The organism is Burkholderia paludis, from assembly GCF_000732615.1.
Lineage (GTDB): Bacteria > Pseudomonadota > Gammaproteobacteria > Burkholderiales > Burkholderiaceae > Burkholderia > Burkholderia paludis.
In genome coordinates, this window is sequence record NZ_JPGL01000077.1 from 1 (window position 1) to 20,033 (window position 20,033).

A 20,033-nucleotide genomic window follows, 5' to 3' on the forward strand; every position below is an offset into this window, starting at 1 on the left:
CTATAGCCCTGGTCGAGCACCAGACACGCGGCTTGCTGTTTGAACTCCGGGGAAAACGTACGACGTCGCTTGGTCATTAGACACCTCTTCATGGCGAGCATTCTCGCCTAAATCAGTGTCCGGGTTCATTAGACCACTACAAACATCCCGATCGGACCAGGGATTGTCGCGAGCATGTTCAGAGAGAAATGGGACGATAAGGCCGTGTGGATCTGCTTGATCGAGCCGGCGACGGGCGTTCCGGTGCACACCACGGTACCGCTCTCGGAACTCGACCAATTCCTACTGACCCTGATGGGGCGGTACGCCCCCGAAACAATTCTGATGTGAGGCCGTCGTGAGCCGACAATCTTATTCGATGGACAATGATCCTTTTCTGCTGGTGTCGGCGGTTCTCGAAGCGATTTGCAGTGCGCTGACCGACGAGCAAAGGCACATAGTTGCTTCTGACCTGAGGGATCTAGCGGAGCGCGCGAACGAAGGTGCCGAAAATGCGGAGCAGCAACGATTTGCACTAGACGTCGCATCTCTTGCTGCGCTCGCGGAGTTTGGTCCGGATGCTGCATCCGAAACCCTTGAAGCGGGACAGCCACGCTGATTGGCGCAATACAGCGAACCGATGGCCGCCCGCGGAAATCCACCTCCCTCATATGCGGAGGATTTTGTCACGACGACTGCGTACAACGAGCATTCGCCGGTGACTGACACGTAAAGATGGCTCTTATAGCGCCCAAATGGCGTCCGTTAAGCGAGCCGCGCATCGCCCGCAATGCGAGAAAGAGCGTTCTGAGGGAAAGTGCGGGTCCTGGTCAGCCATGCGCGCTCTGGTATGAGGCAACTAGGCTAAGCTATGTAGGATTTCATCAGTACGACGCCTCTCCAAGCAGGGATCACATGTACATCAACCGAATAGACTTGCAGAACTTCCGTACCTTTCGAAGAACAAGCGTACAGTTCTTGCATGGCGATCGGGACTTCGGTCAGCTCGAACTTCCGGAGCCACGGATCAAGAATGTCAACCTGCTGCTTGGCAACAACGGGGCAGGCAAGACCACGCTCCTGAAAGCCATTGCGCTGGCATGTCTGGGCCCCTCTGTAGGGAAGTCCGGTATCTATCCCTACCGACTAGTACGACAAGAACCTCGCAACCGTCCGCCACTCAGGCCGACCGCGTCGGCGAGTTCGGTACATTCCCATAGCGTCAGGCGTTTAGACGTATCGGAGGCAGTGATCCAAGCCACCTTCACGCCTCACGATCAGGATCGTGTACCTGAGGGAACGTTTCAACTCGCATCTGAAGTGCGGTTGAGGCGATTCGGCGACTTCGAAGAGATGGACTGGTCGCACGATCAGTATGAGGCATGGGAACCCATTTTCAGCACGGAAACCGATGCGCTTTTCTTTGTCGGCTACGGCGCTACCCGGCGAGTCGAACAGAAGGAGCGGTACGATCCTGGCAGTCGCAAGAGACACTCGTTTGCACGCGCGCTTCGCGTGCAAAGCCTTTTCGAGGACTCTTACTCCTTGGTTCCGCTGAATAGTTGGCTACCTGAGTACCAGCATAGAAAAGATCCTCGGCGATTCCGGGAAGTCGTCAAACTGCTAAACAACCTCGTCGGCAAGGGGCACTACTGGCTCACCGGCGAGATGGAGGGCGGCGAGTATTTATTCGAGCGCCGAGGCTTGCGCGTCCCCTTTCCTGCGCTTTCCGACGGCTATCGGGCCTTTCTGAGTTGGGTTGGGGATCTGTTGTATCACGTCGTCACGACCTGTCCGGAGGACAAGAAGCTGGTCGATAACCGCGGCATCGTGATGGTCGACGAGATCGATCTACATTTGCACCCGGAGTGGCAAATGCATGTGCTTCCTAGGCTTGCCAATGCATTGCCGAAGATTCAGTTCATCGTGACCTCCCATAGTCCCTTAATCGTCGGATCGCTTGAGTGGATGAACATCGTGACAATGCAGCCGGCAATTGGCCAAGCAAGTCGGGCCAAGCGCATTCCGCAACCGGTACACGGCTTAGACGCCGACCAGGTTCTACTCACCGAATTCTTCGGGCTTCAGTCGACTCGGGCAGAGGGACGGAAGAGAAGGATCAAGTCCCTAAGCCTCCGCGCGAGCAAGGGTGACCCGATTGCCGCAAGGCAACTCCTAGAAGAGATGTCTCGTGGCGGAGAGCAAGACGAATGATTGGCTACAAGATTACCTATAAGGATTTGGAGACACTCATTGAAGCCAAGGTGCCGGGATGGGTGGCGCGAGCAAAGAAGCGCACCGCCAACTTCCGCGCCGCAGGGAAATACGACGAGGTAAGTAGTATTTGGTCGGAGGTGAAGAGTGTCTATATGCGCCTCCAGGGCGAGTCTAAGTGCATTTACTGCGAGCGCAAGCTGGAGAGCGAAGAATACGGACTGATCGAACAGGACGTCGAGCATTTTCGGCCCAAGGGAAGCGTGCGTCGTTGGAAGCTGTCGGCAAGGCTCGTCGCCGAGGGCGTGACGATCACCGATCCTGGTGCTAGCGCACCTGGGTACCACCTATTGCCCTATCATCTTTTCAACTACAGTGCTTCCTGCAAGCCCTGCAACAGCACTCTCAAGAGTGATTGCTTTCCCATCGCGGGTACCTACAAGTTCGCTGGTAGTAATCCGACGAAGCTCGCATCCGAACAACCACTGCTAATCTATCCTCTCGGTGACTTCGATGCTGATCCCGAAGCTCTAATCAAATTTCAGGGCGTGTCGCCGCAGCCTGTGGACGCCAACGGGCATAATCGACATCGCGCATTAGTCACGATTGAATTCTTCGACCTCGCAGATCCGATAAAGCGGAAAAACCTTTTCCGAGAGCGTGCGCAGGTCATCACCGCGCTATGGCCCCAACTCGAAGCAGTGTCTAGGAACCCAGGCGACGCACTGGCGTCAGACCTTGTCGCCGATTATCAATCCGATAAGGCCCCACACACGAATTGTGCTCGATCATTCGCCACGCTCTACCATCAGGACCGGCCTGAGGCAGAAAGGCTGTATCGGGCTGCTGCAACGTTCATTAGGTCGTCCTCGTAGCGATCTTTACTTGGCAAAGGTATGCCCATCGATGCGCCAAGCGTTACACAGGCTAGCGCTTCAAATCTATGCCGTGTTGTCGAGGGCTAGTCGATTTCTCGGTACGTCCTCGTGTCCGTTCAGCGTTGGCCTCAGACGGTTCGTTCGTCTATGTGCGTCTGGGGGAACGACATAGCTAACTGATTCACGCCACGCTGTATCGAAACTACAACGCGCAATTTCGTCGTCGGTCGCGACATCACTTTGCGAATCGGCGAGCAAAGCGATGCGCATCCTGAAGTGCTACGTGCGTCACTCTGTAGACTCGACCGCCATTCTCCAGCGCAGGACAGGAGACGATGAAAAACTGTTGCCAAGTAGAACGAGCGTGGCTAATCTTGCTTCACACCCCGCCTGGGTAAGGCATCGACCGAAGTGCGCCGAAACTGATCGGCAATTGTTTTGAAAGCCCGCTCTGCGGGCACGGTGACTTGATCACCGAATTAACTGAGTAGGGCCCACGCCCAAAATCCGTTCATCGTTTCCTGATGGGCTCGTGACTGCTTCGCCGATAGGTGAAGCCCTCCATCGCCTTTTGCTTCCTGCGAAAGGCGCGATGTGCAATCCCCGTATGCCGCTCCCGCGGCAATCAATCCGTGACGTGCGCTCCCCAGCGCTAACGCCGTGTCTTGCTGCGTCCGTCTCAGTCGTCCTCGTGACGACTGGCGGCGCGCTCGGCCTCGGCGTCTGGAATCTCGTGTCGACTCGCTCGGCACGCATCAATTCGCGCGGTCGGGGCATTGGCGCCCCCGATCGGTCGCAAAGCCAAAACACGGATCAAACGGGGGAAGCGTCCTCCCGCCGCGTGCCGACCCTCATCGGGTTGATGCGCGCCGGGCTGCGCCGGCTTGCTGGCGTAGAACGCTCCCAATCTCACCAGGCCGAGGCTCGTGCCCCCGTTTGTTGTCTCCCAGCTGCGTTTTCGCGGCTCCGTCCAGCGGACAGGGAGGCAACTGGGGTCGAGCCTCACGTCATGGATTCGGGGTACGCATGTCGCACAAATCTCTCACGGCTGACCTGTGCCGTGCTGCGCGCGGGGCGCGTGGCAAACAGGCAAACTCGACCTCCAGCGGTCGGGAGACGTCGCTCGCGCGTTTCGCGCGGTTCCTGTGGGATATGGGCTTTCAGGTTCACACGACCGGTCAGCTCAAAGAGAAGCATCTGATCGCCTGGTCAAACGACATGAGGGCGCGAGGGTGCTCGAAGCGGACGGCCGTCAACAACATGACGCACGTCCGAACGGCGCTCGAAGGGATCGGGCGCCGGCCGTTTGCCGACAAGATGAGCAATGCGGCGCTCGGTCTGTCGGGCGCGAGCCGGGCCGGCACGAAGCGGCCGATGATGCGAGACGAGATGGAGCCGTACCGCGCCGCCGTTGCTGCGATCGACCCGGGTATTGCGGTTGTGCTTGAGCTGCAGCTCGAACTCGGGCTGCGAGCGAGGGAGGCGGTTCAAAGCATCAAATCTCTGGCTGATTGGCGGCGCGCGCTTGCGAGCCCGATCGGGGATGGCTTCGTGACCATCATCCACGGGACGAAGGGCGGCAAGACGCGTCGGAGCCCGCCATTGGATCGACAGCGCGCCGCCGAGCTGGTGGAGCGAGCCATTGGACTGTCGAACGAGTACGGCGGAAAGCTGGTGCGCAAGCCGGATCTGAAACGAGCGATGGAGCGTTACCACTACGTCGTGCGCAAGGTTGGCATGACCGATGAGCGCGCGCCGCATAGCCTTCGGTACGCGTATGCGACCGAACATCTGGAGCGGCAGAAGGCTGCCGGCGTATCGCGCCGGGAGGCGGCCGCCGGCGTGTCAACATGGCTTGGCCACGGAGACGGGCGAGGGACGTGGGTGGAGCGCGTCTATGGGCGCGAGGCGCTTGCCGGTGCGGAGGCACGTCATGCATAAGCACGTGGCCACGTTGCCGCTCAATGGCATCTCACGATGGAGTCAGATTGCCCCGTTCGTTGGGGTATCACGGGAGACATGGAGGAAGCGCTACCTCGAGGGCCGCGCACCGCAGCCGATTCAGCTGACCCAGCGCTGCACCGTCTGGCGGAATGAGGAGGTGCACCGCTGGCTGGCGGATCCAGTTGGCTATCGGGTTTGAACATGAACAGCCCGTGTCGATGCTTGCCAGCCTGCGTGGTCGCGGCAATAAATCGAATGGAGTCGACATGTTCACGACGGCAGCGCTGAAGACGGTCCACGGTGCGCCATGCCATTCCACTTTTCGTCGTGCATTTCTCCCTGCTATGCGATTCGCCGGCCCGCCCGGCGACGGAAACCTACGGGAGAACGTTTGGTATGTGTTTGCTTTGGAAATGGACCATCTGGCTTGCAGTCCTCGCCCTGCTCATTTGGCCGACACCGGTCTCGTGACAGATTTTGCAACCTAATCCCGCCCGGATGGGCGGGATATTGGAGGGCATTGGGCAACGGTCTGCGAGGAGCGAGTCCTAGGTACGTAAGAGCTGCTTTCCGGCATCAAGAAACATGCGGCATTTGTTGCCTAACTCCCTGGCCTTTGCGTTCAGCGTCTTAGCATCTTCTGCATGTCTGCGCCGGGTATCGTCGTCGTAATAGACCCTCTCGGCTCTGGGTCTAGTCGTCAGCTCGTCACCCTCCCGGACGGTCAGTTCTGCAATGGCATTCATGAATTCCCCGGTCAATACAAGGACGGTCTGAAATTGCGTGTTCAGAGCCTTTTCGTGGAATACGAAGGTGCGCGTGTCTTGGTACTCGTAGCGGAGCTCATACAAGGGTGTGTAGAACTCGTTGCGGCGTACGCCGGCAAGAAAATCTTGTTCCAAGAGGGCGTTGACGACAGCGTGGGACAGGTGAGAGGTGATTTTCTTGAACTCATCTAAATCTGCTGTACGTAGCTGCTCGCGCCGGTCGTATTTTTCCTTGACCCGCAGTGCAAGGAAGGCACCGATGCCTGACGTGACGATGGTGATGAGCCCGGTCAAGCCTTTATCGAGGATTATGGATAGCGCCATGGTGGTCTTGTTGAAGTTCAACCTGCGGTTATTGAAATAATCTGCGCGCCCGCTTTGAGCCAGTCAGGATAGTAGGCCCGCCACTGCATCATTTTGCAACGCGGGGGAGATGGGCAGTGCGGTTGTACATGCGCTCGATCGGGGCTTTCACGGCGTGCGCGAACCGGGCTCCCACGATCGACGCGGAACGCATCAGGCCCTGAGTCACTCGAAACGAGAGAATCCAAGGGCGTAATATCGCTCGAAGTCTTGTTCGGCGAATCTTGATCGCTGTGCGATTTTGAGTTCGTCAAAGAACCTGGGCGCGTCCAGTAATTCGATTGCCATTCCCCGGGCGCTCGCGAGGGCACTTACTTCGGTGCCGCCCGGTTGGAATCTAGACGTCGTGACAAACACGCCCTTGGTGAAGCCGCCAATGAAAAGGGCGCCGGTCAACGACCGTATCTGCTCCGCAGAAATGGCGTTTTTGTATCGTTTCACCTGTACGCCAACCGTCTCCCCGGGGCGTTCGAGAATGACATCAATGCCGCCGTCGCCCGAGTAGCTAGTAACCCGGGCGTGGAACCCGCGATCGCGAAAGACGCTCGCAACAGTCTCCTCGAAGAGCCGGGGATGCAGTTCGAATCGCTTTTTGTACCTGAGTGCGAGAAAGTCGCGGACGTCCTGCAGCGGTTGCTCGATATTGGTCAGATCCAGCTCTCTGAGGCTTCCAGCTATTCCGATAATCTGGGAAAAGCGGTGCACACCGTCATCTAGGATGTCTTCGGGGTGCGGTTCCCAATGTATCGTCGGCTCGATATCTTGTTCCTCGACACTGACCACCCACCATCCGCAACTGAGACAGACAGCGGGGGCGACCGCGACTTCAACGTTTTCCTCGTCGAAGTTTCTGTATTTCGATGGCAGTTGCTGCAGGGGGGATCGGCAAAAGAGGCATGTCGAGCATTGCGACACGGCGCGGCCGAGGTCCCATGAAAAGTCGTGGTAGTCCCAAATTGACATTTGCGTGACCAATGGCCCGAGTGCGGTTAATGGATTGGTCCTCACCGCCCGCGCGGGGCAGATTGGAGCCGATGTTAGCCCCTCGAAAAGCCCATCGGGATCACGGCTGCGCCGGCCTCAAGGGCATCCAGGTGGTCCGCCCAATGTTGCATCATCTTCCGGCGCTCGGGCAGGAATTCAGCGTGCACGTATGCTGCGGTTACTTGATTGCGTTCCGCGTGCGCGAGTTGGCGGTCGACGACATCACGGCTATAACCGAGTTCGCGAAGCACGGTCGCAGCCAGACCGCGGAACCCGTGGCCGGTCATTCGTGACTTGTACCCCATGCGATAGAGAGCATAGAGCATTGTGTTGTTCGAGATGTGGCTTCGGCCCTGGACGCTATAGAAGACGTGCCGGTGGCTGCCGTTGAGCTCGCGCAACGCGGCCAGTGCGTCAAGCGCTTGGCGCGATAGCGGGACGATGTGCGGATCACGCATCTTCATTCGCTCGGGCGGAATCCGCCATTCGGCGGCGCGTTCGTCAAACTCGTCCCACTCGGCATTGATCATCTCGGTTGTCCGAGTGAACGTCAGAGCCATGAAGCGGAGCGCCAGCCGTGTGACGAGATCGCCCTGGTACGCGGCGATGTCTCGCATGAGCTGCGGGATTTCGACGGACTTGACCCGTGCCATGTGCTGGACGCCGGCCCCTTTCTTGAGAACTGTCTCGGCGTCGATGTCCGCAGCCGGATTGCGGGGGCATCTCCCGGTCATGATTCCGTACTGGAACACTGCCCGTGAGCGCTGGAGGATTCGCTTGGCCGTCTCGCGCACGCCGCGGGATTCGACAGCCCTCAGGATCTCCAGCATGTCGGGGGCCTCGATATCTCGGATCGGACGATGGCCGATTCGGGGGAAAACATCGACCTCCAGCGAGTTGATCACCTTGCCAGCGTAGACTTCGGTCCAGCCATCCTTCTGGGCCGCAAACCACTCGCGCGCGACAGCCTCAAACGTCGACGCTGCCTCGATCGCCCGGGTGCGTTTGACTTCTCTCTTCTGCTCGGTCGGATCGGTGCCGGCGGCGAGTTGCTTCCGCGCATTGAGGCAGGCTTGTCGAGCCTCGGCCAGTGTCACCTCTGGATAGACGCCAAAGGCGGCGCGCTTCTCTTTGCCGTCGAATCGATACTTCATCCGCCAGTAGCGCGACCCATTCGGCATTACCTCTAGATATAGCCCCTTGCCGTCCGCCAGGCGATACGGCTTCTCGGCCGGCTTGGCCTTGCGGATCTGCATCTCGGTCAGCGGGGTAGCGCGCTTCGGCATGGCGTGGGGGCATCGAGTTTGGAGGCATGGAGGCATGTCCCAAAAGATGCCCCCAAGTTAGGTTGCTTGTACTGGGCAACCTTGGGCAATGATGGCAGCAAAAGTCCAGGCAGCACAAGGATGTGCGCGACTTTTTGGGCAAACTTGGGAGAGGATGGGAACCAGGATGGTCCCCCCGACAGGAATCGAACCTGTATCTAGCGCTTAGGAGGCGCTTGTTCTATCCATTGAACTACGGGGAGAGCCGTGTCCGGGCGCTCGCGCGACAAACGCGAACCGGACGGCGATGTGGACAGCGCGCAGAGTATAACAAACGCGTGGCGCATCGGCGGGCGGAATCCGCACCGCCGTGCATATCGTGCGATCGACGGCAGTCCGCCGCGATCGGAAAATCAGAAATCGACGACGACGAAATCTTCCTTGCCCACGTCGCACAGCGGGCAGCGCCAGTCGGCGGGAATGTCCGCGAACCGGGTGCCGGGCGCGATGCCTTCGTCGGGCAGCCCTTCCGCTTCGTTGTAGACCCACCCGCAAATCAGGCAGACCCAGCTCTGGTATTCGGTTACTTCGCTCATGTGGCGCTCGGGAGAATGATGGAAACTCGGTGATGCCGCCCGCGGCCTGTCCGGCGGACGAAAGGCGCAATGGTACCGGAATTTCGCCGAACGCCTACGTAACGTCGTTTTAAACGTGCGCATCGCGAACAACGAGCGCCATCGCGCCCGGCGGGCATGCAGTGTATGCTTCGTGAGCCTGTCAATCTGAAGGAGGAAACGATGCTCAACAAAAAGTGGATCGCGGGTGTGGCCTGTGTCGCGGCGCTGGCCATGTCGACGGTGGCGCACGCCGAAGCGCGCGTGTTCTTCGTCGAACCGCAGGACGGCGCGACGGTTTCGAGCCCGGTGCACGTGAAGTTCGGTCTGGAAGGCATGGCACTCAAGCCGGCCGGCGACATGACGCCGGATACGGGGCACCATCATCTGCTGATCGACAGCCAGCCGGTGCCGAAGGGCGTCGTGATCCCGGCCACCGATCATTCGCTGCACTTCGGCAAGGCCCAGACCGAAACCGACGTGACGCTGCCGCCGGGCCAGCATACGCTGACGCTGCAGTTCGGCGACGGCGCGCACCGTTCGTACGGTCCGGAAATGAGCTCGACGATCACGATCAACGTGAAGTAATCGCACGCGGCAATCGCGCGTGCCGCGTGCGGGCGCCCGAGGCGCCCGGCGCGGGATCGCCGGTCGGCTGGCCGCGCGCGTCCGGCCGGCGTCAGCCGTTTCGCCGCAGGAACCGCTGCCCGAAGCCGCGTACATCCGCTGCGCCCTCGCACGCACCGACGCGGTGACGGACGCCGCCGGCACGCCCTCCAGGGCGCGATCCGGCCCGTTTGCCGCACTAGGCCGTTCAGCCATGCCGGTCCCGATGTCCGCGCCCGGTACAATGGGCGCTTCCGATTTCTCTCTTCGCCGTCTCCCCATGTCGCTCTATTCCATCACCGGCGCGCAACTCGCGTTCGGTCACGTCGCGTTGCTCGATCACGCGGATTTCTCGCTGGAAGCCGGCGAGCGCGTCGGCCTGATCGGCCGCAACGGCGCGGGCAAGTCGTCGCTGCTGAAGATCGTCGCCGGGCTCGCGAAGCCCGACGACGGGCTGGTTACGCGCCAGCAGGAACTCGTGACCGTCTATGTGCCGCAGGAGCCCGAATTCGAGCCGGGCGCGACGGTGTTCGATGCAGTCGCGTCGGGGCTCGCGCACACGCGCGAACTGCTCGAAGAATACGATTCGATCGCGCACCGTCTCGCGGATATCCCCGAAGGCGCCGAACACGATGCGCTGCTCGCGCGGATGAACACACTGCAGTCGTCGCTCGACGCGCACGACGCGTGGAGCTGGCGCACGCGCGTATCGATGACGCTTGCGCAGATCGGCCTGGCGGACGTCGATGCGCCCGTCGATGCCTTGTCGGGCGGGATGCAGAAGCGTGTCGCGCTGGCGCGCGCGCTGGTGTTGCAGCCCGACGTGCTGCTGCTCGACGAACCGACCAACCACCTCGACTTCGACGGCATCCGCTGGCTGGAAGAACTGCTGGTTGCGCAGCGCGCGGGCCTGCTGTTCATCACGCACGATCGCGCGTTCCTCGATCGCGTCGCGACGCGCATCGTCGACCTCGATCGCGGTCGGCTGCTGTCGTACCCGGGCAATTTCTCCGCGTACCAGACGCGCAAGGCGCAGCAGCTCGAAATCGAGCGCGTGGAAAACGAGAAGTTCGACAAGCTGCTCGCGCAGGAAGAAGTGTGGATCCGCAAGGGGGTCGAAGCGCGCCGCACGCGCAGCGTCGGCCGCATCGCGCGGCTCGTGCAGATGCGCAATGAGCGCGCGGAGCGCCGCAACACGCTGGGCAACGTGAAGCTGGATGTCGCGCAGGGCGAGAAGTCCGGCAAGATCGTCGCGGAGCTGACCGACGTGACGAAGCGCTACGGCGGCCGCACGGTTGTCGATCGCTTCTCGACGACGGTGATGCGCGGCGACAAGATCGGCTTCATCGGCCCGAACGGCGCCGGCAAGACGACGCTGCTCAAGCTGATTCTCGGCGAACTGAAGCCCGACGAAGGCACGGTGCGCATCGGCACCAACCTGCAGGTCGCCTATTTCGACCAGATGCGCGCGCAGCTCGACCAGGAAAAGAGCCTCGCGGATACGATCAGCCCCGGCAGCGAATGGGTCGAGATCGGCGGCGTGCGCAAGCATGTGATGAGCTACCTCGGCGATTTCCTGTTCGCGCCGGAACGCGCGCGTTCGCCGGTGAAGTCGCTGTCGGGCGGCGAGCGCAACCGGCTGCTGCTCGCGCGCCTGTTCGCGCGGCCGGCCAACGTGCTGGTGCTCGACGAACCGACCAACGACCTCGACATCCAGACGCTCGAACTGCTCGAGGAACTGCTGGCCGACTACGACGGCACGGTGCTGCTCGTCAGTCACGATCGCGCGTTCCTCGACAACGTCGTGACGTCGGTGATCGCCGCCGAGGGCGACGGCAAGTGGCGCGAATATGTCGGCGGCTTCAGCGACTGGCAGATCCAGAGCGCGCGCGCGGATCAGCTCGCACAGCAGGAAGCCGCGAAGCGCGCGGTCAGCGAGGCGGCACCCGTCAAGGAAGAGCCGGCGAAAAGCGCTGCGGGCCGCAACGCGCAACGCACGGTGAAGCTGTCGTTCAACGAGCAGCGCGAGCTCGATTCGCTGCCGGAGAAGATCGCCGCGCTCGAAGAGGAGCAGAAAACCATCAACGCCCGGCTCGAAGACGGGTCGATCTTTGCTAAGGACCCGCAGGAGGGGACGCGCCTGACCGAACGGTTCGCGGCGATCGACGACGAATTGCTCGCCGCGCTCGAACGGTGGGAAACGCTCGAGGCGAAGCGTAAGCCGGCGTAATGCACAGGGCGCGCAATCCCGCGATTGGCGCGCCACGCGGAACCAGTAAAATACCGCGCGTCCCGGGCAGCGCAGCGCATGCTGCGCGCCCGCTTTCGGAGCAGTCCAAGCACACCGTTGTTTCGATTCGCTTTTTTACGGAACTCAACGTTTTGTCCACGACGTTATCCACACGAGGTGTGGACAATGTCCCGATGAATGACGAAATTCAGCGCCTATGTCAACGAAGAAACCCAGCGCGGCCTATAGCGAAGCATCGATCAAGGTGCTCAAGGGTCTCGAGCCGGTCAAGCAGCGGCCCGGCATGTACACCCGTACCGAGAATCCGCTGCACATCATCCAGGAAGTCATCGACAACGCGTCCGACGAGGCGCTCGGCGGCTACGGCAAGCAGATCACGGTGACGCTGCATGCAGATCAGTCGGTCTCGGTCGAGGACGACGGCCGCGGCATCCCGTTCGGCATGCACCCCGAGGAAGGCGTGCCGGTGGTCGAGATCGTGTTCACGCGCCTGCATGCGGGCGGCAAGTTCGACAAGGCCGCCGGCGGCGCCTATACGTTCTCCGGCGGCCTGCACGGCGTCGGCGTGTCGGTGACGAACGCACTCGCGACGCGTCTCGACGTGACGGTCTGGCGCGACGGCAAGATCGCGGCGCTCGGCTTCGCCGACGGCGATGTCGTGAAGCCGCTGGCGACGCAGGGCGCGGGCCGCGGCGAGAAGAAGTCGGGTACGCGCGTGCAGGTGTGGCCGAATCCGAAGTACTTCGATTCGCCGAACCTGCCGCTCGGCGAGCTGCAGCGCCTGCTGCGCTCGAAGGCCGTGCTGCTGCCGGGCGTCGAGGTCGTGCTCGTCAACGAGAAGACGGGCGAGCGCCAGGCCTGGAAATACGAAGACGGCCTGCGCGGCTACCTGCTCGACGAAATGAACGGCAGCGAGCTGCTGATTCCGCTGTTCGAAGGCGAGCGTTTCGCCGATTCGCGCTCGGGCGACGACACCTTCGCCGAAGGCGAGGGCGCGTCGTGGGTCGTCGCATGGAGCGAGGAAGGCTCGCTCGTGCGGGAATCGTACGTGAACCTGATCCCGACGCCCGCCGGCGGCACGCACGAGTCGGGGCTGCGCGACGGCCTGTACCAGGCCGTGAAGAGCTTCGTCGAACTGCACAACCTGCAGCCGAAGGGCGTGAAGCTGCTCGCGGAAGACGTGTTCGCCCGCGTGTCGTTCGTGCTGTCCGCGAAGGTGCTCGATCCGCAGTTCCAGGGGCAGATCAAGGAGCGCCTGAACAGCCGCGACGCGGTGAAGCTGGTGTCGTCGTTCTCGCGGCCCGCGCTCGAGCTGTGGCTGAACCAGCACGTCGAGCACGGCAAGAAGCTCGCCGAGCTCGTGATCAAGCAGGCGCAGGCGCGCACGCGCGCGGGCCAGAAGGTCGAGAAGCGCAAGAGCTCGGGCGTCGCGGTGCTGCCCGGCAAGCTGACCGACTGCGAGACGGAAGATATCGCGCGCAACGAACTGTTCCTCGTCGAGGGCGATTCGGCGGGCGGCTCCGCGAAGATGGGCCGCGACAAGGAATACCAGGCGATCCTGCCGCTGCGCGGCAAGGTGCTGAACACGTGGGAAACCGAGCGCGACCGCCTGTTCGCGAACAACGAGGTGCACGACATCTCGGTGGCGATCGGCGTCGATCCGCACAGCCCCGATGAAAGCGTCGACCTGTCGAACCTCCGCTACGGCAAGATCTGCATCCTGTCGGACGCGGACGTCGACGGTTCGCACATCCAGGTGCTGCTGCTCACGCTGTTCTTCAAGCATTTCCCGCAACTGATCGAGCGCGGCCACGTGTGTGTCGCGCGGCCGCCGCTGTTTCGCGTCGACGCGCCGGCGCGCGGCAAGAAGGCCGCGCAGAAGCTCTATGCGCTCGACGACGGCGAACTGGAAGCAATCCTCGACAAGCTGCGCAAGGACGGCGTGCGCGAGACCCAATGGAGCATCAGCCGCTTCAAGGGTCTGGGCGAAATGAGCGCCGAGCAGCTGTGGGACACGACGATGAACCCCGACACGCGCCGCCTGATGCCGGTGAAGCTCGGCGAGCTCGATTACGAGGCGACCGTCGCGCGCATGACGATGCTGATGGGCAAGGGCGAGGCAGCCGCGCGACGCGGCTGGCTCGAGGAAAAGGGCAACGACGTCGAAGCGGACATCTAAGCCGAGCACCTGCGCGGCCGGGCATGACGCCCGGCCCGGCCTTACGCCACTTACGAATACGGAATTCAGATGGACGACAACACTTCCGATCTCTTTGCGGGCCCCGACGCGCCCGAGAGCGACGCGCTGACGCTCGGCAACTACGCGGAGCAGGCGTATCTCAGCTACGCGGTCAGCGTCGTGAAGAGCCGCGCGCTGCCCGACGTGTGCGACGGCCAGAAGCCGGTGCAGCGCCGGATTCTCTTCGCGATGAACGAAATGGGCCTCGGCCCGGACGCGAAGCCGGTGAAGTCGGCGCGCGTGGTCGGCGACGTGCTCGGTAAATACCACCCGCACGGCGACCAGTCGGCGTACGACGCGCTGGTGCGTCTCGCGCAGGATTTCTCGCTGCGCTACCCGCTGATCGACGGGCAGGGCAACTTCGGCTCGCGCGACGGCGATGGCGCGGCGGCGATGCGGTACACCGAAGCGCGCCTCACGCCGATCGCGAAGCTGCTGCTCGACGAGATCGACCAGGGCACGGTCGATTTCATGCCGAACTACGACGGCTCGTTCGAGGAGCCGAAGACGCTGCCGAGCCGCATGCCGTTCGTGCTGCTGAACGGCGCGTCGGGCATTGCGGTCGGCCTCGCCACCGAAATCCCGTCGCACAACCTGCGCGAAGTCGCGGCTGCGGCGGTCTCGCTGATCCGCAATCCGAAGCTTTCGCACGCGGAGCTGATGAACCTGATCCCCGGCCCGGATTTCCCGGGCGGCGGCCAGATCATCTCGAGCGACACGGAAATCGCGGCGGCCTACGAAACGGGCCGCGGCAGCCTGAAGGTGCGCGCGCGCTGGAAGATCGAGGATCTCGCGCGCGGCCAGTGGCAACTCGTCGTCACCGAGCTGCCGCCGAGCACGTCGGGCCAGAAGGTGCTCGAGGAAATCGAGGAACTGACGAACCCGAAGCTCAAGCTCGGCAAGAAGACGCTGACGCCCGAGCAGCTCAACACGAAGAAGGCGATGCTCGACCTGCTCGACGCGGTGCGCGACGAGTCGGGCAAGGAAGCGGCGGTGCGGCTCGTGTTCGAGCCGAAGTCGCGCACGATCGACCAGACGGAATTCGTGAACACGCTGCTCGCGTACACGAGCCTCGAATCGAACGCGACGCTGAACCTCGTGATGATCGGCGCCGACGGCCGGCCGGGCCAGAAGGGCCTGCTGACGATCCTCGACGAATGGGTGAAGTTCCGCCAGCTGACGATGACGCGCCGTTGCCGCCATCGTCTCGCGAAGGTCGACGACCGCATCCACATCCTCGAAGGGCGGATGATCGTCTTCCTGAACATCGACGAGGTGATCCGCATCATCCGCGAGTCGGACGAGCCGAAGGCCGCGCTGATGAGCGCGTTCGGCCTCACCGACCGGCAGGCGGAAGACATTCTCGAAATCCGGCTGCGTCAGCTCGCGCGGCTCGAGAAGATCAAGATCGAGAAGGAACTCGAAGCGCTGCGCGACGAGAAGGCGAAGCTCGAGGACCTGCTCGCGAACGAAAGCGCGATGAAGCGGCTGATGATCAAGGAGATCGAGGCCGACGCGAAGCAGTACGGCGACGATCGCCGCACGCTGATCCAGCAGGAAAAGCGCGCGACCTTCGAGGCGAAGGTGGTTGACGAGCCGGTGACGGTCGTCGTGTCGCAGAAGGGCTGGGTGCGTGCGCTGAAGGGCCACGGGCTCGATCCGGCAGGCTTCTCGTTCAAGGCCGGCGACAGCCTGTACGCGGCGTTCCAGTGCCGCACGCCGGACCGCCTGATCGCCTGGGGCAGCAGCGGCCGCGTATATTCGGTCGACGTGTCGGTGCTGCCGGGCGGGCGCGGCGACGGCGTGCCGGTTACGTCGCTGATCGAGCTCGAATCGGGCTCGCACCTGATGCACTACTACGCGGCGCCGGCCGACCAGCAACTGCTACTCGCGTCGAGCAACGGTTTCGGCTTCCTCGCGAAGGTTGGCGACATGGTCAGCCGCGTGAAGGCCGGCAAGGCGTTCATGACGATCGACGCGGGTGCGTCGCCGCTCGCGCCGATGCCGGTGCTGCCGAACGCGACGCAGGTCGCGTGCCTGTCGAGCGGCGGCCGGCTGCTGGTGTTCGGGATGGACGAGATGAAGACGCTGTCCGGCGGCGGCCGCGGTGTGATCCTGATGGCGCTCGACGACAAGGAGACGCTCGTGCAGGCGCTCGCGATCGATCCGGCGGGCGTGGTGCTGATCGGCACTGGCCGAGGCGGCAAGGCGCAGGACGAGACGCTGTCGTATGCGGGGCTTGCGCCGCACGTCGGCAAGCGCGCCCGCAAGGGCCGCACGCCGGAGACGAAGCTGAAGGTCGTCAACGAACTGCGTCCGCTGCTCGGCTGACATCCGGCGCGATCGAAGGCCGCACTCCCGCTTCGGCGGAAGTGCGGCCTTTTCGTTTCTTCGGGGCGGGAGATTCGGGTAAGCAAGCGTGGCGCTGTCACGCGAAACTTGCAAAATAGTGTGAAATCGCGCCTGGGGTCTGAACCGCGCGGCAGCCGGCCGGTCGAACGTCGCTCGATGCCGCGTGCGACGCGGCCGTTCGCCGTATCCAACCCATCTCAGGATTGTCGTCATGTCCCATGCTGTCGCCGTCGCGTTGTTTCTTCATCTGCTGGCCGTTGCCGTGTGGGTGGGCGGGATGGTCTTCGCGAACTTCTGCCTGCGTCCGGCGCTGTCGGATCTGTCGCCGCAGCTTCGGCTGCCGTTGATCGAAGGCGTGTTCGGCCGGTTCTTCAACTGGGTATCGGGCGCCGTGATCGTGATCCTGCTGTCGGGCGGCTTCCTGCTGATGGAATTCGGCGGCGCGCACGCGACGTGGTCGCTGCACGCGATGGCCGGGCTCGGCGTCGTGATGATGCTGATCTTCGGGCACATCCGCTTCGCGCTGTTCCCGCGTATCCGCCGGGCGGTGCAGGCGCAGAAGTGGCCGGACGGCGCGCGCGCGGTGAACGCCGTGCGCCTGCTCGTTGTCGTCAACCTCGTGCTCGGGGTCGTCACGATCGGCGCGGCCGTGCTGTCGCGCGGCTTCTGATTGCCCGGCGGCGGCGCCCGTCGTCGCATCGGCAAGGGCCGCTAAGCGGCCAGCATCGCGTCGAGCAGCCATGAGCCGGCCGGGCCGAGCGGCCGGTTGCGCGACCATACCGCATCGACCCGCACGCGGCGCGGCCAGCCGCGCGCACGCAGTTCGCACAGGCGATCTTGCGCGAAGTGGTCGACCATCCAGCGCGGCAGCTCGGCCCAGCCGAATCCCAGCACGGCCATCTCCAGCAGCATCAGGTAGCTCGGCGCCAGCCAGCGCTGCGTGCCGACGACGATCCGGTCGCCGGCGCCGCGGCCCTCCGTTTTCACATACGTATTGAGGCGCAGTTCGCGCACGTCGCGCAATGCGGCGTGCGGCACTTCGGCGTCGCCGTACGCGGCGAGCGCGTGCGTGCGTCCGACGAACAGCCCGATCTCCGATTCCTCCGCGATCGTCGCCGCGCCGATATCGGCGGGGTAGGCCGCCCGCGCGGCCATCAGCCCGAGCTGCGCGCGCCCCTGCTGGATCAGGTCGAGCACGTCCTCGTGTTCGGCAATCTGGCATTCGAGCTCAAGCGCCGGAAAGCGCCGCTCGAGCGCCATCATGGTTTCCTCGTAATGCTTCGACTGGTACGTGTCGGACACGACGAGCGTCAGCCGCGCTTCCTCGCCGCGCGCGAGCCGCGCGGCCGTGCGGTCGATCGCCGCGCCCGCCTCGAGCGCGCGCTGGACCTGCGGCAGCAGCGCGCGCCCGGCGTCGGTCAGCGTCGGCGCGCGGGTCGAGCGGTCGAACAACTGCACGCCGAGATCGATCTCGAGGTTCGCGATCGCTTCCGACACGGTCGACTGACGCTTGCCGAGCTTGCGCGCGGCGGCTGTGAACGAACCGAGCAGCGCGGCTTCGGCGAATGCGAGCAGGGCTTCGGGGGCGTGGCGCATGCGATGCTCCGGACAGTGTAATATCGGTAAAACCGATGATATCAAACTGGATTCATACGGTTGTGCCGATCAAAATGGCCGACATGAACGAAGCACACGAATCGGAGGGAATCATGAAACAGGTCAACAAAACGGTGACGGAACGGCTGCTGCATGCGCTGACGTTCGAACTGGTCGCGATCGCGCTCTGCGCGCCGATCGGCGCGTGGCTGCTCGACATGCCGGTGTCGCACGTCGGCGTGCTGACGGTGATGGTGTCGCTGATCGCAATGGCGTGGAACATGGCGTTCAACACGCTGTTCGATCGCTTCGAGCGTCGTGCGGGGCTGACGCGCACGCTGGGCATGCGGATCGCGCATGCGGTCGTCTTCGAGCTCGGCCTCGTCGCGATGGTGGTGCCGCTTGCCGCGTGGTGGTTGAACGTGAGCCTGGTCGAAGCGCTGCTGCTCGACCTCGGCATCGTGCTGTTCTTCCTGCCTTACACGTTCGGCTTCAACCTTGCGTACGATGCGCTGCGCGCCCGCTGGATCGCGCGCCGGGTCGCAATGCAGGCGGGCTGAGGAAGAGGCGGCCGCCGCCGGTCAGCGCGCGGCGGCCCACAGCCACACGCCGCACACGATCGCGACCGCGCCGTAGACGGCATAGACGGGCACCTTGAAGCGCGCGAAACACAGCGTCGCGAAGGCGCCCGTCAGCCAGTAGACGGCGTCGGCCGGTTCGCGATGCAGGATCCTCACGACGGCGACGACGAGAAAGCCGGTCGTCGCCGCGCGCAGCAGGCGCATCCCGTGCTCGAAGCGCGAATGGCGCTTGAGCCGGAACAGGTGGGTCTGCGCGAACACGACGAGGCAGCCCGACGGGATGAACAGCGCGGCCGTCGCGAGCAGCGCGCCGACCCAGCCGTCGGTCAGGTAGCCGAGGAACGGTACGACGTTCAGCAGCGGCCCCGGCGCCACGGGCGACAGCGCGAATGCGAGGGTGAAGTCGCGATCGGAGATGCCGGTTGCCGGCGAGACGAACAGCGTCTTCAGCACGGGCAGCGCGGAAAAGCCGCCGCCGAACAGCGTCATGCCGGCGCCTGCGAGGCGCGGCCACAGCAGCGCCGCCTGGTAATCGCCGGACAGCGGAACCGCGAACAGCGTGACGAGCACGCCGAGCAGCACGAGCAGATTGCGGTCGCGGTGCGACAGCGTGAAATCGACCGCGTCGCGTTGCGGCGGCCCCGTCAGCCAGCCTGCTGCAAACGCAGCGAAGAGAATCCCGACGAACGCGGCGGGACTATGCGCGAAAGCGAGCAGAATCGTCGACAGCGCGGCGATCAGTTGCTCGAGCCGTGTGCGCGCGAGCGAGCGCAGCTGCTTGACCCACGTGACGCCGATCAGCGCGGCGAGCACCATCCCGAAGTGATTGATCAGCATCGGCGCGGCCAGCGAGCGCACGAACGGCGTGCGATAGAAGACCGCGAACAGCGTCATCAGTATGGAGAACGGCAGAACGCTCGCGATGCCGGCGACCCACGCACCGGCGCGGCCGTGCAGTATTCGTCCGACCTGTATCGCGACATTGCAGCCCACGGGGCCCGGCACGAGCCAGGCGAGCGCGACGAGATCGCCGAACACGCTCGGCTCGATGCGCCGCAGCCGCTCCACGTAGTGGCGTTCGAGCTGCGCCATCATCGAGAGCCCGCCCCACGACACCGCGGAAATGCTGGCCACGACCTTGAACAGGTCCCACAGGGACGCCTGTGCCTGCTCGACCTCGGCGGTCGCATCGATTTCGGCGGTCGTCATGATGGTGAGGTTGGCGCGGGGCCAGATCTCTCGCAGATAGCGGCGCCGGCGGCCCGCCGACACCCTGGGCCTCCCGATTGTCCACCGCGCCCCATGGCGCTGCCATGCGCGAAAACGCTAGGTCATGAACTAAACGATCGGATCGGAAAACGAAACAATTGCGGCGGCGCGCAACGCCCGCCGCGGACGTG

At 63.4% G+C, this 20,033-nt stretch carries 16 protein-coding genes and 1 tRNA gene; 10 read left to right on the top strand and 7 right to left on the bottom strand.

Going from position 1 to position 20,033, the window contains the following annotated elements; all coding sequences use genetic code 11:
* Positions 1-358: 358 nt before the first annotated feature.
* The 4 genes from GQ56_RS45040 (at position 359) to GQ56_RS0134075 (ending at position 5,012) form a co-directional block, all read left to right on the top strand.
* Positions 359-598, top strand: coding sequence for a hypothetical protein (locus tag GQ56_RS45040; protein WP_075123087.1), 240 nt, complete (start codon positions 359-361; stop codon positions 596-598).
* A 296-nt stretch (positions 599-894) separates the two neighbouring features.
* Positions 895-2,193, top strand: coding sequence for an AAA family ATPase (locus GQ56_RS0134065; RefSeq protein ID WP_075123088.1), 1,299 nt, complete (start codon positions 895-897; stop codon positions 2,191-2,193).
* Positions 2,190-3,068, top strand: coding sequence for an HNH endonuclease family protein (locus GQ56_RS0134070; protein ID WP_052007389.1), 879 nt, complete (start codon positions 2,190-2,192; stop codon positions 3,066-3,068). Before GQ56_RS0134065 ends, GQ56_RS0134070 begins: the two co-directional genes overlap by 4 nt.
* Positions 3,069-4,097: 1,029 nt before the next feature.
* Positions 4,098-5,012: an integrase domain-containing protein gene (locus tag GQ56_RS0134075; RefSeq protein WP_031402911.1), complete on the top strand. Its 915-nt coding sequence runs from the start codon at positions 4,098-4,100 to the stop codon at positions 5,010-5,012.
* Between the two features lie 551 nt (positions 5,013-5,563).
* Here GQ56_RS0134075 and GQ56_RS0134080 read toward each other — a convergent pair.
* The 5 genes from GQ56_RS0134080 to GQ56_RS0134100 all read right to left on the bottom strand — a co-directional run bounded on the left by GQ56_RS0134080 (position 5,564) and on the right by GQ56_RS0134100 (position 8,990).
* Entirely contained in the window at positions 5,564-6,127 is a 564-nt protein-coding gene (locus GQ56_RS0134080) for a hypothetical protein (RefSeq protein WP_031402912.1), read from the bottom strand.
* 183 nt (positions 6,128-6,310) lie between these two features.
* On the bottom strand, positions 6,311-7,108 hold the full coding sequence (locus GQ56_RS0134085; protein WP_031402913.1) for a restriction endonuclease: 798 nt from the start codon (positions 7,106-7,108) through the stop codon (positions 6,311-6,313).
* 74 nt (positions 7,109-7,182) lie between these two features.
* Positions 7,183-8,415 (bottom strand): tyrosine-type recombinase/integrase, encoded by a 1,233-nt coding sequence (locus tag GQ56_RS0134090; protein WP_031402914.1) that lies wholly within the window; start codon positions 8,413-8,415, stop codon positions 7,183-7,185.
* 167 nt (positions 8,416-8,582) lie between these two features.
* Positions 8,583-8,657: transfer RNA gene (locus GQ56_RS0134095), tRNA-Arg, on the bottom strand.
* Positions 8,658-8,807: 150 nt separating this feature from the next.
* Entirely contained in the window at positions 8,808-8,990 is a 183-nt protein-coding gene (locus GQ56_RS0134100; RefSeq protein ID WP_006398668.1) for a rubredoxin, read from the bottom strand.
* Positions 8,991-9,191: 201 nt separating this feature from the next.
* On the opposite strand from GQ56_RS0134100, the gene GQ56_RS0134105 reads away from it, so the two are divergent.
* The 5 genes from GQ56_RS0134105 to GQ56_RS0134125 all read left to right on the top strand — a co-directional run bounded on the left by GQ56_RS0134105 (position 9,192) and on the right by GQ56_RS0134125 (position 17,126).
* Entirely contained in the window at positions 9,192-9,596 is a 405-nt protein-coding gene (locus GQ56_RS0134105) for a DUF4399 domain-containing protein (protein WP_031402915.1), read from the top strand.
* A 298-nt stretch (positions 9,597-9,894) separates the two neighbouring features.
* Positions 9,895-11,844: an ATP-binding cassette domain-containing protein gene (locus tag GQ56_RS0134110; RefSeq protein ID WP_031402916.1), complete on the top strand. Its 1,950-nt coding sequence runs from the start codon at positions 9,895-9,897 to the stop codon at positions 11,842-11,844.
* Positions 11,845-12,061: 217 nt separating this feature from the next.
* Positions 12,062-14,044 (top strand): DNA topoisomerase IV subunit B, encoded by a 1,983-nt coding sequence (locus GQ56_RS0134115; protein WP_031402917.1) that lies wholly within the window; start codon positions 12,062-12,064, stop codon positions 14,042-14,044.
* Between the two features lie 69 nt (positions 14,045-14,113).
* On the top strand, positions 14,114-16,435 hold the full coding sequence (gene parC / locus GQ56_RS0134120) for a DNA topoisomerase IV subunit A (protein WP_031402918.1): 2,322 nt from the start codon (positions 14,114-14,116) through the stop codon (positions 16,433-16,435).
* Between the two features lie 232 nt (positions 16,436-16,667).
* The gene (locus GQ56_RS0134125) at positions 16,668-17,126 is read left to right on the top strand and encodes a CopD family protein (protein WP_031402919.1); all 459 of its coding nucleotides are present in this window, start codon (positions 16,668-16,670) and stop codon (positions 17,124-17,126) included.
* A gap of 41 nt (positions 17,127-17,167) precedes the next feature.
* Here the strand turns inward: GQ56_RS0134125 and GQ56_RS0134130 are convergent, their stop codons facing one another.
* Positions 17,168-18,052 carry a LysR family transcriptional regulator gene (locus GQ56_RS0134130; protein WP_031402920.1) on the bottom strand — a complete coding sequence of 295 codons (885 nt, stop codon included), beginning with the start codon at positions 18,050-18,052 and terminating at the stop codon, positions 17,168-17,170.
* A gap of 113 nt (positions 18,053-18,165) precedes the next feature.
* On the opposite strand from GQ56_RS0134130, the gene GQ56_RS0134135 reads away from it, so the two are divergent.
* Positions 18,166-18,612: a multidrug/biocide efflux PACE transporter gene (locus tag GQ56_RS0134135; RefSeq protein ID WP_031402921.1), complete on the top strand. Its 447-nt coding sequence runs from the start codon at positions 18,166-18,168 to the stop codon at positions 18,610-18,612.
* Positions 18,613-18,633: 21 nt separating this feature from the next.
* On the opposite strand, the gene GQ56_RS0134140 is transcribed toward GQ56_RS0134135, so the two are convergent.
* On the bottom strand, positions 18,634-19,842 hold the full coding sequence (locus GQ56_RS0134140) for a chromate transporter (protein WP_031402922.1): 1,209 nt from the start codon (positions 19,840-19,842) through the stop codon (positions 18,634-18,636).
* Positions 19,843-20,033: the final 191 nt, after the last annotated feature.

What these genes read in the sequence shown, in the direction of transcription:
- GQ56_RS45040 (WP_075123087.1), top strand. Translation starts at nt 359, where the DNA reads ATGGACAATGATCCTTTTCTGCTGGTGTCGGCGGTTCTCGAAGCGATT.
- GQ56_RS0134065 (WP_075123088.1), top strand. Translation starts at nt 895, where the DNA reads ATGTACATCAACCGAATAGACTTGCAGAACTTCCGTACCTTTCGAAGA.
- GQ56_RS0134070 (WP_052007389.1), top strand. Translation starts at nt 2,190, where the DNA reads ATGATTGGCTACAAGATTACCTATAAGGATTTGGAGACACTCATTGAA.
- GQ56_RS0134075 (WP_031402911.1), top strand. Translation starts at nt 4,098, where the DNA reads ATGTCGCACAAATCTCTCACGGCTGACCTGTGCCGTGCTGCGCGCGGG.
- GQ56_RS0134085 (WP_031402913.1), bottom strand. Translation starts at nt 7,108, where the DNA reads ATGTCAATTTGGGACTACCACGACTTTTCATGGGACCTCGGCCGCGCC.
- GQ56_RS0134090 (WP_031402914.1), bottom strand. Translation starts at nt 8,415, where the DNA reads ATGCCGAAGCGCGCTACCCCGCTGACCGAGATGCAGATCCGCAAGGCC.
- GQ56_RS0134100 (WP_006398668.1), bottom strand. Translation starts at nt 8,990, where the DNA reads ATGAGCGAAGTAACCGAATACCAGAGCTGGGTCTGCCTGATTTGCGGG.
- GQ56_RS0134105 (WP_031402915.1), top strand. Translation starts at nt 9,192, where the DNA reads ATGCTCAACAAAAAGTGGATCGCGGGTGTGGCCTGTGTCGCGGCGCTG.
- GQ56_RS0134110 (WP_031402916.1), top strand. Translation starts at nt 9,895, where the DNA reads ATGTCGCTCTATTCCATCACCGGCGCGCAACTCGCGTTCGGTCACGTC.
- GQ56_RS0134115 (WP_031402917.1), top strand. Translation starts at nt 12,062, where the DNA reads ATGTCAACGAAGAAACCCAGCGCGGCCTATAGCGAAGCATCGATCAAG.
- parC (WP_031402918.1), top strand. Translation starts at nt 14,114, where the DNA reads ATGGACGACAACACTTCCGATCTCTTTGCGGGCCCCGACGCGCCCGAG.
- GQ56_RS0134125 (WP_031402919.1), top strand. Translation starts at nt 16,668, where the DNA reads ATGTCCCATGCTGTCGCCGTCGCGTTGTTTCTTCATCTGCTGGCCGTT.
- GQ56_RS0134130 (WP_031402920.1), bottom strand. Translation starts at nt 18,052, where the DNA reads ATGCGCCACGCCCCCGAAGCCCTGCTCGCATTCGCCGAAGCCGCGCTG.
- GQ56_RS0134135 (WP_031402921.1), top strand. Translation starts at nt 18,166, where the DNA reads ATGAAACAGGTCAACAAAACGGTGACGGAACGGCTGCTGCATGCGCTG.
- GQ56_RS0134140 (WP_031402922.1), bottom strand. Translation starts at nt 19,842, where the DNA reads ATGACGACCGCCGAAATCGATGCGACCGCCGAGGTCGAGCAGGCACAG.